This window comes from Jeotgalibaca dankookensis, assembly GCF_002005405.1.
Classification (GTDB): Bacteria; Bacillota; Bacilli; order Lactobacillales; family Aerococcaceae; genus Jeotgalibaca; species Jeotgalibaca dankookensis.
In genome coordinates, this window is sequence record NZ_CP019728.1 from 1193729 (window position 1) to 1208203 (window position 14475).

A 14475-nucleotide genomic window follows, 5' to 3' on the forward strand; every position below is an offset into this window, starting at 1 on the left:
ACTATTATACATATTTTACGTTGTAATTAACTTTTTAATCTTATATAATACATTTATACCAACCAATATAGGAATATTCAGGCATTTATCCTTTGGTAAAAAAGTTTAAAAGGGGATTTTTATACTCATGGAAAAGTTTTTTAAGCTAAAAGAACATGGTACAACCGTATCAACTGAAATTTTGGCAGGTTTTACGACATTTTTTGCAATGGCCTATATTATTTTTGTTAATCCGAGCATTTTATCTTTATCCGGAATGCCCACCCAAGCAGTCTTTCTAGCTACGATTATTTCAGCTGCAATTTCAACTCTAGTAATGGGGCTTTTTGCAAACGTTCCTTATGCGCTTGCACCTGGTATGGGACTAAATGCTTTTTTTACTTATACGGTCGTTTTTGCTTTAGGTTTTACTTGGCAAGAAGCTTTAGCTATGGTATTCCTTTGTGGAATTGTCAATGTTTTAATTACCGTTACAAGAGTTAGAAAAATGATTATTAAATCCATTCCCGAGTCTTTACAGCATGCTATTAGTGCAGGGATTGGTGTTTTTATTTCCTATATTGGTTTAAAAAATGCTGGGTGGTTAGAATTTACTTCTGAAGCTAACAGCATTGTCTCAATTAATAGCTCTCCTTATAATGCTAATTTGACAACTTATGACGGAGGTATTGGGGCTGTCGTCACAAATGGTGGTATTGTTCCAGGACTTGTCAATTTCACCCAACCAGCGGCATTACTCGCCCTCTTTGGTGTTGTTTTAACCATCATTCTAATGGTTAAAAATGTACGTGGTGCAATTATGATTGGGATTATTGCGACAACGCTTCTAGGCATTCCAATGGGCATCGTTACAATAACTTCTGATGTTTTAGCGGCTAATTCACTTGGTTCAGCTATCAATGAACTGGGCATTACCTTTGGAGCAGCCTTTGGTAGCGAAGGATTAATTTCTTTATTTTCAGACACCTCTCGTTTCCCACTCGTTTTGATGACTATTTTTGCTTTTAGCTTATCAGATACCTTTGATACCATTGGAACTTTTATCGGAACTGGGCGTCGCTCTGGTATCTTCTCTGCAGAGGACGAAAAAGCTCTTGAAGAAGGATCTGGTTTTTCATCTAAAATGGATAAAGCTTTGTTTGCTGATTCGATTGGAACTATCTTTGGGTCTATTTTTGGAACTTCTAATACAACAACCTTTGTTGAAAGCGCAGCTGGAATCGGTGCAGGTGGACGCACCGGTTTGACTGCTGTAGTTGTTGCTGGTTTGTTCATTCTTAGCGCCTTCTTTGCTCCATTAATCGGTGTGGTACCACCTGCTGCTACCGCCCCTTCCTTGATTATTGTGGGTATACTCATGATGTCTTCTTTTAAAGATATCAACTGGTATGATTTTGAAGAAGCCATCCCTGCTTTCTTTGCATCTATTTTTATGGGCTTGACTTACAATATTTCCACCGGTATTGCTGCTGGATTCATTTTTTATGTCTTAGTTAAAACCGTTGTCGGTAAATCGAAAGACATCCACCCAATACTCTGGGGATCTGCGGCTTTATTTTTAATTAATTACGTTATTATGGCCTTCTTATAAAGTTTTATTTTTATTTGTTAATGGTTGCGAACTATTGGTGAAACCTATATAATAAGTTAAGTGTTAAATTCAAATATATCTCCATAGGGGAGTAACTAGCAGCTTTGTCTGTGATAGTGTCAACAATAAGTAGAATCTTAAAAAATTCTGCTGGTGCTATCTTAAATAGTGAGACTTATGCAAGATGACAATCTTCTAAGAGGAGCCTGTCTAGTTGCATAAGTCTTTTTGTTTTTTAACACAAAAAATTGAATATGAGAGGGGATAAATCGTGTCTGAAGAACAAATACGCGAAAACTTCTATGCGCAAGATGCTGAAACAGTCTTATCAAAACTTGATTCGACTAAAGAAGGCCTATCAAGCGCAGAAGTAAATGCACGAATGGAAAAATATGGTCCAAATACTCTAAATGAAGGGGAACAAAAATCACTCTTATCAAAGTTTGTCGATCAGTTTAAAGACTTTATGATTGTCGTTCTCCTGGCAGCTGCAGTTATTTCAGGTGTTTTAGGTGAGTTTTCTGATGCTATTATCATTTTACTCGTTGTCATTTTAAATGCTGTTTTAGGAGTTTATCAAGAAGCTAAGGCGGAAGAAGCAATTGCTGCCTTGAAACAAATGGCTTCCCCACAGGCTCATGTCAAACGGGATGGTCATGTCGTTACCGTTCGTAGTGATGAAATTGTTCCGGGAGACATTGTCCTTTTAGAAGCTGGTGACGTTGTTCCGGCTGACATCCGTCTATTTGAATCAAATTCATTAAAAGTTGAAGAAGCTGCCTTAACTGGTGAGTCTGTTCCTGTTAGTAAAGAACTGGTTGAAGTTGAGCCAGATGCTGGTATAGGCGACCGCCTCAATATGGTCTTCTCAAGTACGAACATCACTTACGGCCGTGCAACTGGTGTGGTTGTAGGTACGGGTATGAATACTGAAGTTGGTAACATTGCGAATATGTTAGCAAATGCTGAAGAGTCAAAAACACCACTGCAAGAAAACCAAGATCAACTTGGTAAATCATTAACCATACTAATTCTTGTTATTGCTGTGGTCATGTTTGTAGTGGGTATTTTAAATAACCGTGATTGGCTCGAGATGCTATTAACCTCTATCTCTGTTGCTGTTGCAGCGATTCCAGAAGGTTTGCCTGCTATTACCACCATTATTTTAGCACTTGGAACACAAAAAATGGCTAAAAGAAATGCCTTGGTGCGTAAATTACCGGCTGTAGAAACACTAGGTGGTACTGAAGTTATCTGTTCAGATAAGACCGGAACATTAACCATGAACCAAATGACCGTTGAAAAAGTTTACTATAACGGCCAAATCCATGATGCTTCTGAAGCAATTGAGCTGGATTTACCAGTTATGAAAATCATGAATTATGCTAACGATACGAAAATCAGTAACGATGGCAGCCTTATTGGTGACCCAACTGAAACTGCTATGATTCAATATGGGTTAGATAAAGGCATGAACTTAAAGGAAGATCTCGCGAAAGAACCCCGTGTGGGAGAAGTTCCTTTTGAATCGGATCGTAAATTAATGTCCACTATCCATGAATTATCAGATGGACGTTACCTTGTTGCAACAAAAGGTGCCCCAGACGAACTACTCAAACGAACAAATACAATTGATTTAAATGGTGACGTTCAACCTCTTACAGAGGCCATTCGGGAAGAAATTCTTGCTTCTAATACTGGTTTAGCTGTACAAGCTTTACGTGTTTTAGCGATGGCTTACAAGATTGTTGATAGTATTCCAGAAGAAATGACTTCTAAAGCAGTTGAATATGATCTAACTTATGCCGGTATGATCGGGATGATTGACCCTGAACGCCCTGAAGCTGCAGCTGCTATTGCTACTGCTAAAGGAGCTGGTATTCGCACCATCATGATTACAGGTGACCATAGAGATACAGCGCAAGCAATTGCAACGCGCCTTGGGATTATTGAAGAAGGCCAGCATGATGCTGTTTTAACAGGTGCTGAGCTTAATAAACAATCAGATGAAGAGTTTGCACGAAATGTTGAACAATACTCCGTTTATGCGCGTGTATCTCCTGAACATAAGGTTCGTATTGTAAAAGCATGGCAAAATCACGGTAAAGTTGTTTCTATGACAGGTGATGGCGTAAACGATGCCCCTTCACTTAAAACAGCTGATATCGGTGTTGGTATGGGTATTACTGGTACTGAAGTTTCTAAGGGAGCTTCTGATATGGTCCTTGCGGATGATAACTTCCAAACAATTGTTGTAGCTGTTGAGGAAGGTCGTAAGGTCTTTGCTAATATTCAAAAAGCGGTTCAATTCTTACTTTCTGCTAACTTAGGAGAAGTACTAACACTCTTTATTGCTACTTTCCTAGGCTGGACGATTCTTGAACCAGTACATATTCTCTGGATTAACTTAGTTACCGATACCTTCCCTGCTATTGCACTTGGTCTTGAAAAAGCGGAATCGGATATTATGAAACAAAAACCACGTGGACGTAGCTCAAACTTCTTCTCGAACGGTGTGGGCGGTGCCATCATCTACCAAGGTATTATTGAAGGTGGGATTACCTTATTCGTTTATTGGTGGGCAATTTCAAATCCAGTAATTGGACATGGAGAACAATTAGCACATATGGATGCTGAAACAATGGCTTTTATTACTTTAGGATTGATTCAACTATTCCATGCTTATAATACAAAATCTGTTTATAAATCCATTTTCCAAGTTGGTCTATTCAGTAATAAAACGCTTATCTATGCAACTATGCTATCTGCTGTTTTATTACTTGGTGTTATTTTGACGCCCGGCTTGAATGCATTCTTTGGAGTTTCTGTTTTAACAGGAACACAATGGACTGTTTCCGTTCTTTCTGCGCTAGCGATTGTGCCTATTGTAGAAATTATCAAATTTATCCAACGTCAATTTTTCGGTAAACATTAATACAGACAAATAAAAAAACTGGTTGCGCTTATGCGCAGCCAGTTTTTTTATTATCTCATTGTGACAAATTCTTCTGCTCCAGTCGGATGAATGGCAACGGTATTATCAAAATCTGCTTTGGTTGCGCCTATTTTAATCGCTACAGCAAATCCTTGAATCATCTCGTCTACTCCAAAACCAATACCATGAAGACCGACGACTTGTTCATCTGGTCCTTGACAAATTAACATCATTTTCACACTTTGGCGATGTTCAGTGACTGCTGTATACATAGAGCCAAAGGTAGAGCTATAAGTCTTAACTTGTGCTTGTCCATATTGTTCGATTGCCTGTTCTTCTGTTAGCCCGATTGTTCCAATAGGTGGATGACTAAAGATGACCGTTGGAATGTTGTGATAATCAAGTTTTTCATTAGGCTTGTTGTTGAATAAACGTTCGGACAACCTTCTGCCCGCCGCAATTGCAACAGGTGTCAGCATATGCTTACCGGCAACATCTCCAACTGCATATACATGATCAGTACTGGTATTTTGATAGTCATCAACTTCGATAAATCCATACAAGTCTGTTTGGACACCTGCGGCTTCTAGGTTAAGCGAATCGACATTGGCTTCTCTTCCAATCGCCCAAATAACTTTATCAAAATTATCTGAGTAGCCATCTTCAAATAAAAGATTGAAGGTACCGTCAGAATTTTCCTTTACTTCTTGTGGAGTCGAATATCCTCTAAAAGTTGGACCGTCTTTTTCCATTTCATCTAGTAAAACTTGAACGATTTCTGATTGATAGCTTCTTAAAGGTCGGTCGTAACGAGTAAAGAGATGAACGTCCGTTCCTAACGTATGCATGACACCAGCTAATTCAACAGCAATATAACCTGCTCCTACGACTGCTACTTTTTTTGGAAGTTCTTCCCAAGCGAAGAAATCATCGGATGTTTCTCCTAGCTCTTTACCTGGAATATCAGGATAAGATGGTTTTGCTCCTGTGGCAATTAAAATATGTTTCGCACGAATTTCTTCTCCATTGACTTCTAATGTGTGCGCATCAATGAAGCGTGCATGCCCTTCTATCACTTCAACATTTCGTCTTTCAAAACCAGCTTGGTAGCTATTACGCGAGCGGTCAATATAAGCTTCACGATTTTTTAAAAGGGTTTGGAAGTCAAATTCAGTCTCTTTACTTGTGAAACCATAGTCAGGACCATATTTGCTAATGGCATCTTTTACAGATGCCGCATACCACATAATTTTTTTAGGAACACAGCCAATGTTGACACAGGTCCCTCCTAGTAAATTACTTTCTATAACGGCTGTTTTAGCACCGTATTCAGATGCACGGTTCATTGTTGCAATTCCACCACTACCGCCACCTATTGAAACAAAATCAAATTCTCTCATCTTATATCCTCCTCTTATCTTTCTTCTAACCAAACACAAGCAAGTGTTTGTGAAGCTGGGACGACTGCTTTGCAGCGTCCATGATTATCATATGCCCTAAAAAATAATTTACCTGATTCGTTATAACCGTAAGCGTAGACTACCAACCAGTGGTTTTTATATTTACTATTTAAGTACTTCGTCGTTCCGACTATAACGGGTTGTGGATGATCACTACTCAACTGTTTTACGACTATTGTTTCAGGTAATAAACCAGTTCGGATACGCCATATCTTTGATTGATTTAATAACCTTCTTAACCCGTTTGCGATGTCCCAAAAGAAAGTACCGCGATAAGGCAAAGCGCCATCGACAACAGGCTTCAGCCCATTTAACAATTTTTCTTTTGATAGGGAATGATTCGTCTTTTGGTAAATAGCGTCGTGTAAAAGAACCGCTGCACAATAGGTACCACAAATTCCTGGTTTCTGTTTGTTAATCCAACTGCGGTATTTCAAAAAACGAGATGGTTGGAGCCCCGTCCATTTATTTGGTAGATCAGCCATTTCTAACCTCCTATAAGATTCCTATAAAAGACAATACGACCGCAACTAAGCCTGATAAAAAAATAACAAGGATCGAATCAACCTTATATTTACGTAGAGCAGTAAATGCTATAATAACTAACACAATTGCAACTAGATTAACCGTTACACCAGCGACTTGAACGCCATCCGTTTGGAAAAGGGCTGCTACGAAAAGAGAAGCTCCAGCAGCACCAATCAAGGCAACAACGGCTGGACGCAGTCCTGCTAAAACACCTTGTAGTGTATCAACATTTCGATATTTATAGTACATTCTTGCTAATAGCAAAGCAATAATGATGGAAGGCGTCACAACTCCGATTGTTGCAGAAACGGCTCCGGCGAACCCAGCTACTTTCGTTCCTACAAAAGTAGCTGAATTAATGGCAATTGGACCGGGGGTAATTTGAGATATGGTTACGACATCTGTGTACTCTTGTAAGGTAATCCAAGCTTGGACATCCACAATCTCATTTTCAATCAAGGGGAGTGAAGCATAACCCCCGCCAATTGTAAAAAGGCCGATTTTAAAAAAGGCCCAAAACAATTCAATTAAAATCATCTTAAGCGCCTCCCTTTCGGCGATTATTAATAAATCCAAGCATACCCGCTACTAGAATAATCACAATAACATTAACGTCAAATATGAACCCTGCTACAAAAGCACCAATTAAAATAATGACTACAACCGGATCTTTTCGTTTCAATAAATCTTTCACCATATTGAATATAACATTTAAAATAACAGCTACAACCCCTACTTGCATCCCCAGCATCAATGCATCGACAATGGGATTGTCTCGAAAAGACATATAGAAATAAGAAATAATTGTAATAAAGATTAAAGGTGGTGTGATGGTACCAAGCAAGGTAATCAAAGCACCCGCAACCCCTGCAACTCGGTAACCAATTAATATGGATGTATTAACAGCAAGAGCACCTGGCATGGATTGGCCCAAGGCAACTAAATCAAGCATTTCTTCCGAATCAATCCAACCTAATTCTTCGACAAACTTCTTTTGCATAAGCGGTACAATTACATAGCCGCCACCGATAGTAAATGCACTGAGCACGAATGTTGACTTAATTAAGGTTAGACACGTCGCTAGTTTTTTATCTTCTTCCTTCATTTACCCATCCTCCAAAATCACAAATTGACTTCTCCATTCTAACAGAGTCGTCTCCTCTTTGTAAAAAAAGAAGATCTAAAAAAACTTAGACCTTCCACTTTCAGTTCATTAAAATAATAAAAGAACGCCATTTACGATATTTAAAAGAATAACTCCGAACGTCCCAAGACTATAATACAACATGATATGCGCCTCAGACATTTTTTGGTTTAACTTGGCTCCCCACAAACCACCAATAATAGAAGCCAGAATAATCACCCACAAAATATTCAGTTCGTAACCGCCAAACCCTTCTACTAAAGCAATTGTTGTTAGTTTAGATAACTGAGAAAAGAAGATTGTAACAATTGAATATACAGATGCTTCCTTCATCGTCATACTAAAACAGTACATAAACATAATGACGTTAATCGGCCCGCCACCTATTCCTAGTAAGGTTGATAAAAAAGCAAGAAATAGACCGACGAGAAAAATTAAACTTAAGTTTTTAATGTGTAACGATTGGATTGGTAGCTTTAAATATAAAAGAACTAGAGCCAAGGAAATAACTGTTAAAATAATTTGGACAAGCAAAACAATTTCTTGATTAGGAAAAATTGTGAGTAGGCCTTGAAAAACATAATTTCCCAAAATCCCCCCAACAACCGATCCTAAAGCAATGGCTAAAGTAGGTGGAACCTTCACTTTGAAGCCACTTTTAAACTGATCAAATAATGAAACAACAGCCATTACAAATACTGCTACATCAGAAAAGAAGCTGATATTGGTCAGGTCATGCGCGCCAACAGCATCTAAAGCTGGTTTTATAATCACACCACCACCTATCCCCGATAAAGCTCCAATGGTGTTAGATAATAAAACCACAACAAAGTATAACACGACAATTCCCATAGTTTCCTCCAAATAATTCTTTATGATTAACATCTAGTTTATCATATTAGAAGGGCAAATGCGTCCCGTAAATAAAAGGAAGAAAAAGGGCTCTAGAATATTAAGTGTTGATGGGCCTTTGGCCCTTTTGTGAAAAACACAAAGAGACAAATGAATTTTTCCGTTAAAATGAAGGTATCGAGTCTTTATTTTAGGAGGAAATTCATTTGTCTCATAATCATTTTATAGGAAAACTACTGGGAATAAAAGATAAAAATATCAAGGTGGATGAAGATAATTGGTTGAAGGAAGACGTACGGAACGGCTTGCGCTGTAAAATCATCTCCGCCACGCTCACCTACATACCGAAAGCGTGTAAATGCTGTGGCTGCGTGAACGCTGGTTCAATCGTAAAGAACGGGACGAAGCTGACCCACCCGCTGCTCCTGGATATGGCGGGATGTCCAACCTACTTAGAATTGAAGAAACAGCGGTTCCTGTGCAGGGAATGCGGACAAACCTTTGTTGCGGAAACAACGATGGTCAAAAAACGGTGCCACATCTCGAATGATGTCAAACATTCCATCGCAGTCCAGGGGACGTGTAACATATCTGAAAAGGATATTGCTCGGGAGCACCGTGTATCAAACAACACCGTCAAACGGGTTTTCGGAGCCTTTTATAACACATTCCGTCAAACCTACACCTATCTGCCCGAGAACTTGGCCATCGACGAGTTTAAAAGCGTCAAAAGTGCTGATGGAGCCATGAGTCTAATTATTTGCGATTCCGATAGCCATCGGATTTTCGATGTCCTTGAAGACCGTCGAAACAAGTCAATCACTGATTACTTCCTGCGTTTTTCACAAGAACAACGCGCCAAGGTCAAGACCGTGGTTGTGGACCTGTATGGTCCTTATCAAAAGCTGTTCCAGGCGCTCTTTCCTCAGGCTGAATTGATTATTGACCGTTTCCATATCGTCACGCAGGTAAACCGGGCGCTCAATATGGCACGTATTGGCTTTATGAATACCTTGAAGAAAGCGAATGACTTGAAAGCAAAACGAGATTATAGAAAACTAAAAAAATATTGGAAATTGATTCTGAAAAAAGAAGAACTGTTGAATGGCACAGAATACCGTTATCATAGACTTTTCAAGGGCATGATGACGGAACGGGGGATCATCGATTATATTCTTTCTTTGGACGAGGGTCTCCGCCTGAATTATAATGCCTACCAAACAATCGTCTTTACCGTTACGCACCGGAAACCGGATTTGTTTCGGTCCTTCATTCATGAGAAACAATGGGGGCTTTCTGCCAAGATGGACCAAGCTTTGAAGACATTCCGCCAATCCGAAAGAGCTATTGTAAACGCACTGAGCTATGACTATTCAAACGGATTAGTGGAAGGGATTAATAATAAAATCAAGGTCATCAAGCGGACAGCCTATGGCTATCGCAACTTTTCTAATTTCCGAAACCGCATCTTCATTGAATATAAATTACTAGAAATAAAAACAGCAGCTTAGGAACCTTTTGGTTCCCAGCTACTGCTTTATAGATTGTGAAATTTAACCTGCATGCAACTGGAAAAATACACTATCAACACTTCTTGACAAAGAGCCAGAAAAAGAGCAGGCTTTTTCGCCTACTCTTTTCGATTTAATTCTGTACTATTCATGTATTTCTAGTGGCAAACCATCTGGATCTTGAAAAAAAGTAAATTTTTTATTGGTATACGCATCGATTCGGATAGGTTCGCATATAACGCCCTTTCCCTCTAGTTTTTGAACTGTTTCGAACACATCGGGCACATAAAAACAGAGATGGCGCAGTCCTACAGCCTCAGGAGTGGTGCTGCGAGCTGGTGGATTGGGAAAAGAAAATAATTCAATTTCACTATTGCCAACTTGTAAATCGAGCTTATAGGATTTTCTCTCCGCACGATAGTTTTCGCGAATAATGGGAAGTTCCAGAATCTCGGTGTAAAAATGTTTAGATACCTTATAGTTGGATGCAATAATTGCTACATGGTGAATGTCATCAAACAAGCGTGCACTTCCTTTCTATTTTTCGAAGTAAATATCATTAAAGTAGGCAATTGTTTCTTCTTGATCAGTCTCCATTTGTAATTGTCCTTTTAAATCTACCGTAAACGCATCTAATGCTATCATTAAGAAGTTCTGTTTATTTGCGTAAGAATTAAGTTCTTTTTCCACAAATAATAATCCATCTTGATGAGGAATTAAACTTATATAGTTCCACTCCTCTTCTGTAAATAGCTCACCAACAGAAAGAACACCCTTTTCTATTTGGTCTGGATTCGTAATAGTTATCACTTCATAATAAATCGTACCATTTTGATAGTTAAACCCATACAACCGATTATTTTGTGAATGAATTTTAGTTGTTTCTTGATAAAAGAACTCGTTCAGCTTCAGTTTCTTTTGCTGCGCGTTTAAGACATTCAAAACGGTATACGCTCTATTGAACACTGTCTCTAGACTCTCACTCTCATTTGTCCAAGATTCTACTGATAGTATATTTCCCTTTTGCTCATCAATTAAAAAGTTTTGAAATTCTGAATAGTTTCTTGCTTGGCTATTTACTTGCTTGTCAAATTCAGATCCAAGGGTTTGCTCAACCAAATCATAAACGTAGACTTTTCGACTATTTGTTTGAATCGTATCTACCTCAAAAATCATAGTGACTTGATCTCCTAGAAACAAAAGGTCTTCAATGGTCACATAATTAATGGGACTCTCCGAGCTAATCGAAATTTCTTTATCTATTGTCTCTTTGGAAGTTTTATTGTAGTGAGAAATAGTAATTGTTGCCGTTTGGAGCGTATCTGATGAATCATTATAATCAGGATAAAAATTACTAACGTATACGAGGTAGTCGTTTGATTCATAATAATTTTCTGAATAGAGTTCTTTTCCCCGAACAAAAGAAGGATAGCGATCAATAAGGAGGTTCATTTTCTTATCTAAGTTTCTTTGACTTAAACTAAAGAAGTTGTTGTGTAAGTTGATTCCATCATTTGCATTTATTTCAATCGTTTGAGAACTGTAACTATCGGTTTGGACAAGACCAGCGAATGTCAGCTGATTAAAAATATCTTTATCTCCTTCTGCTAGCTCTAGAGAAAATGTAACTTGGTCTTCTTTTGCAAAAATAGGAATTAAATAATAACTAGTCAATACTAACATAAAGAGAAGAGACACTATTAAAATACTTGTTTTATTTTTTTTCATTTTTTATCCTCCTTAGACACTTATTTTTCGCTCGATGAGCCATTTACTCATACCAATAGCAAGGATTGTTATAAACAAACTTGAAAACACGATTAGTAAGAGTAATTCTTTTGGAAATAAATAAGCGAAGAAATTGGATCTGAAAAGTATAACAAGTATGCTATTCCCTACTAGAAATAGCAGCACATCAATAGTAATTCCTATCCATTTATAACTTAATTCAATCAGTATTAACATGTTAACGGCTATTAGAGCCGTGATGCCTACCAAATAGTTAATGAAAAAATCTCCTAAGGCAGATGGCAAAACAATTAGTAAAATAGAGCTATCGTAAACCGATTCAGTAGGCGATAAGGACTGAAAAAGCTCGTTTGGAACTAATAATTGAAGCAATTCATTTCCAATAAAATTGAGCAGTACTTGGAGACTTAATAGGCCAGCAATTAGAAAAAGAATCGTTAATAATTTAGACCAATAGATACTCATTCTTGAGCCGGGTAACGCTAACAGGCGGTAGGAGAAATTATTTTTACCAATCCAATCTCGATACCAAATGGCGAATACATAGAACCCTATTGCAATTATTCCTAAAATAACTGAAAAAGTTGTTAATAAACTCCCTTGTACATTGGAATAACTAATTGGTCCCCACTGAGATAAATAATTAATAGCATTTCCATTTGTTTCTCGCTGAAAAATTTCTAGACGCATCAAATACTGATTAGCCGTTTGAACGACGGCTCCTATTTGCATAGTCGCAATAATGGCTAGCAACACAAAGTAGGCTTTTCTGATACGATATAATTCGAATGTTAATAAATCAATTGTTTTTTTCATCCTTGGTACACCTCGCGCATCATATCAATCACGGACTTGCCTCGTCTCTCTCGCATTTCTTCCGCGTAAAAATCTTGGACAATCATCCCTTCATTTAGCATTACAACGCGATCAACCAGGGTTTCAACTTCATCTAAATGATGCGTTGCTAGTAAGACACCTTTATTTTCCACTAACTTACTGGTAAAAACTTCCATAATTTGTTCTCGTGCAAATAAATCAATTCCCGAAAAAGGTTCATCCATTAAATAATAATCAGCTTCTTGTGCTAATCCTAATAAAAAATTTGCTTTTGCTTGATTTCCTTTTGATAAGTCCTTTAGGCGATCATTTGGGTTGAGGTTAAAAAAAGTTAACAAGTCTTGTGCTTTTTTTTGATTCCAATTTTGGTAGTAAACCTGCATAAAAACAATGCACTCTTGTATACTCATAGAATGCGGCATGGTAACTGTATCTGCAATATAAGAAATCTTTTCAAGTTTTTCCTTTGTTAATCTTTCTCCATCAATTAAGAGGCTTCCCTGTTTCAAAGGAGTTAGCTGCATGATGGTATTCATAAGAGTCGTTTTACCACTGCCATTCAAACCCGTGATACAAGTTATTTCGTTGGACTTAATTGAGAATGAAACACCTTCTAATATTTTTTTACGTCCAAATTGTTTATGGACATCACAAATTTCTATCATGCTGTATTTCCTCCTCGTACCTCTTATTTATGAGTTCCTTTACCTCTTCATAAGATAATCCTAATTTTTTTGAAACAGCAATAAATTGATCCAAGGCCTCTGAGATTAAAGCCAGCCGTAGCTCCCTAATCCGTTGTTGATCATTTGTAATTTTACTTGGCGAATTTCCATCGGTATAAATCAATTTCTGTTCTTCCATTTCTTTATAAGCACGCTGAGCTGTATTAGGATTTATTTTAAATGTATTGGCTATTTCTCTACGAGAGGGTAATGCCATTCCTGGTTGGAACTCGCCATTAGCAATTTGTTCCTTAAAATGGTGAACCAACTGCTCATAGACGGGGCTGCGACGATCAAATTCCATTTTTTGCCCTGCCTTTCTGTTTATACTGTACTATTCAGATAATACACGTGAGTTAAAAAAATATCTTTACGTGTGTATTATATGCTTAATACACCCTTTCTGTCAATATAAAAAGAGCTGAAAGAATTTCAGCTCACTTTTGCTCAATAGCGTTTCGATAATGATCCATTTTAACTTTAAAAAGTTCAGTTATACTTGGGGGTGTGTAAGAAATCGCGTTCGCACCTGCTTCAATCGTATCTAAAATATCTTGATCTGTTTTCCCACCAGTTGCAATAATCGGAATTGTTGGAAATGATTGGCGGATTTTTTTGACAAGTGCTACGGTTTGAGGTCCGCCACTTACATTTAAAATATCAGCGCCTGCATCTAACCGTGGCTGAATATCATTCGCTTCTGAAACAATGGTGGCGATAACAGGCACATCTACCGTGTCATTTATTAAAGAAATCGTTTTAATGGGTGTCGGGGCATTTACAACAACTGCAATGGAACCCAAGGATTCTGCAAACAAACTAATATTAGCAGAACGACTTCCGTGTGTCAGACCACCTCCTACACCCGCTACAACAGGAACGGGGGATGCTGAAGCGATGGCGTTAATAATACCAGGATGAGGAGTAAAAGAATAAACTGCTAAGATAGCATCCGCGTTATTATTACAAATAATGGCTACATCCGTAGTAAAGAGAAAAGATTTTAATTTTCGACCATTGATGATAATGCCACTGCATTGCTTAATGACAGGTGGTACCTCAATAATGTCACGACGGAGATCGGAAACAACACGAGGAGCCTCTTTCTTTTTCCTAGTCATAACACGCCCTCCTTCCTGTTAT

Annotated in this window: 14 protein-coding genes; 3 read left to right on the top strand and 11 right to left on the bottom strand. The window is 38.0% G+C overall.

The window, feature by feature from the left end; all coding sequences use genetic code 11:
- Positions 1–127: 127 nt before the first annotated feature.
- Entirely contained in the window at positions 128–1591 is a 1464-nt protein-coding gene (locus BW727_RS05900) for an NCS2 family permease (protein WP_062472339.1), read from the top strand.
- 271 nt (positions 1592–1862) lie between these two features.
- Positions 1863–4526 carry a cation-translocating P-type ATPase gene (locus BW727_RS05905; protein ID WP_062472335.1) on the top strand — a complete coding sequence of 888 codons (2664 nt, stop codon included), beginning with the start codon at positions 1863–1865 and terminating at the stop codon, positions 4524–4526.
- A gap of 50 nt (positions 4527–4576) precedes the next feature.
- Here the strand turns inward: BW727_RS05905 and gorA are convergent, their stop codons facing one another.
- The 5 genes from gorA to BW727_RS05930 form a co-directional block, all read right to left on the bottom strand.
- The gene (gene gorA / locus BW727_RS05910; RefSeq protein WP_062472332.1) at positions 4577–5926 is read right to left on the bottom strand and encodes a glutathione-disulfide reductase; all 1350 of its coding nucleotides are present in this window, start codon (positions 5924–5926) and stop codon (positions 4577–4579) included.
- A gap of 14 nt (positions 5927–5940) precedes the next feature.
- Positions 5941–6471, bottom strand: coding sequence for a hypothetical protein (locus BW727_RS05915; protein WP_062472328.1), 531 nt, complete (start codon positions 6469–6471; stop codon positions 5941–5943).
- 10 nt (positions 6472–6481) lie between these two features.
- The gene (locus tag BW727_RS05920) at positions 6482–7051 is read right to left on the bottom strand and encodes a chromate transporter (protein ID WP_062472325.1); all 570 of its coding nucleotides are present in this window, start codon (positions 7049–7051) and stop codon (positions 6482–6484) included.
- 1 nt (position 7052) lies between these two features.
- The gene (locus BW727_RS05925; RefSeq protein WP_062472322.1) at positions 7053–7619 is read right to left on the bottom strand and encodes a chromate transporter; all 567 of its coding nucleotides are present in this window, start codon (positions 7617–7619) and stop codon (positions 7053–7055) included.
- Between the two features lie 108 nt (positions 7620–7727).
- Positions 7728–8510: a sulfite exporter TauE/SafE family protein gene (locus BW727_RS05930; RefSeq protein ID WP_062472318.1), complete on the bottom strand. Its 783-nt coding sequence runs from the start codon at positions 8508–8510 to the stop codon at positions 7728–7730.
- Positions 8511–8716: 206 nt separating this feature from the next.
- Here BW727_RS05930 and BW727_RS05935 point away from each other — a divergent pair, with 206 nt between their 5' ends.
- Positions 8717–10021 carry an ISL3 family transposase gene (locus BW727_RS05935; RefSeq protein ID WP_077795782.1) on the top strand — a complete coding sequence of 435 codons (1305 nt, stop codon included), beginning with the start codon at positions 8717–8719 and terminating at the stop codon, positions 10019–10021.
- Between the two features lie 144 nt (positions 10022–10165).
- On the opposite strand, the gene gloA2 is transcribed toward BW727_RS05935, so the two are convergent.
- The 6 genes from gloA2 to BW727_RS05965 form a co-directional block, all read right to left on the bottom strand.
- A complete protein-coding gene (gene gloA2, locus BW727_RS05940; RefSeq protein ID WP_062472283.1) occupies positions 10166–10543 on the bottom strand; it encodes an SMU1112c/YaeR family gloxylase I-like metalloprotein in 378 nt (125 codons plus the stop codon).
- A gap of 15 nt (positions 10544–10558) precedes the next feature.
- Complete coding sequence (locus tag BW727_RS05945; protein WP_062472279.1) at positions 10559–11749, bottom strand: hypothetical protein; 1191 nt, start codon at positions 11747–11749, stop codon at positions 10559–10561.
- 12 nt (positions 11750–11761) lie between these two features.
- Complete coding sequence (locus BW727_RS05950) at positions 11762–12586, bottom strand: hypothetical protein (protein WP_062472275.1); 825 nt, start codon at positions 12584–12586, stop codon at positions 11762–11764.
- Positions 12583–13272 carry an ATP-binding cassette domain-containing protein gene (locus tag BW727_RS05955; protein WP_062472272.1) on the bottom strand — a complete coding sequence of 230 codons (690 nt, stop codon included), beginning with the start codon at positions 13270–13272 and terminating at the stop codon, positions 12583–12585. The genes BW727_RS05950 and BW727_RS05955 overlap by 4 nt, the downstream gene beginning before the upstream one ends.
- Complete coding sequence (locus BW727_RS05960; RefSeq protein ID WP_062472269.1) at positions 13256–13636, bottom strand: GntR family transcriptional regulator; 381 nt, start codon at positions 13634–13636, stop codon at positions 13256–13258. Before BW727_RS05960 ends, BW727_RS05955 begins: the two co-directional genes overlap by 17 nt.
- A gap of 133 nt (positions 13637–13769) precedes the next feature.
- Positions 13770–14453: a beta/alpha barrel domain-containing protein gene (locus BW727_RS05965; RefSeq protein ID WP_062472265.1), complete on the bottom strand. Its 684-nt coding sequence runs from the start codon at positions 14451–14453 to the stop codon at positions 13770–13772.
- Between the last annotated feature and the right edge of the window lie 22 nt (positions 14454–14475).

What these genes read in the sequence shown, in the direction of transcription:
- gorA (WP_062472332.1), bottom strand. Translation starts at nt 5,926, where the DNA reads ATGAGAGAATTTGATTTTGTTTCAATAGGTGGCGGTAGTGGTGGAATT.
- BW727_RS05965 (WP_062472265.1), bottom strand. Translation starts at nt 14,453, where the DNA reads ATGACTAGGAAAAAGAAAGAGGCTCCTCGTGTTGTTTCCGATCTCCGT.
- BW727_RS05925 (WP_062472322.1), bottom strand. Translation starts at nt 7,619, where the DNA reads ATGAAGGAAGAAGATAAAAAACTAGCGACGTGTCTAACCTTAATTAAG.
- BW727_RS05930 (WP_062472318.1), bottom strand. Translation starts at nt 8,510, where the DNA reads ATGGGAATTGTCGTGTTATACTTTGTTGTGGTTTTATTATCTAACACC.
- BW727_RS05955 (WP_062472272.1), bottom strand. Translation starts at nt 13,272, where the DNA reads ATGATAGAAATTTGTGATGTCCATAAACAATTTGGACGTAAAAAAATA.
- BW727_RS05950 (WP_062472275.1), bottom strand. Translation starts at nt 12,586, where the DNA reads ATGAAAAAAACAATTGATTTATTAACATTCGAATTATATCGTATCAGA.
- BW727_RS05960 (WP_062472269.1), bottom strand. Translation starts at nt 13,636, where the DNA reads ATGGAATTTGATCGTCGCAGCCCCGTCTATGAGCAGTTGGTTCACCAT.
- BW727_RS05945 (WP_062472279.1), bottom strand. Translation starts at nt 11,749, where the DNA reads ATGAAAAAAAATAAAACAAGTATTTTAATAGTGTCTCTTCTCTTTATG.
- BW727_RS05900 (WP_062472339.1), top strand. Translation starts at nt 128, where the DNA reads ATGGAAAAGTTTTTTAAGCTAAAAGAACATGGTACAACCGTATCAACT.
- BW727_RS05920 (WP_062472325.1), bottom strand. Translation starts at nt 7,051, where the DNA reads ATGATTTTAATTGAATTGTTTTGGGCCTTTTTTAAAATCGGCCTTTTT.
- BW727_RS05915 (WP_062472328.1), bottom strand. Translation starts at nt 6,471, where the DNA reads ATGGCTGATCTACCAAATAAATGGACGGGGCTCCAACCATCTCGTTTT.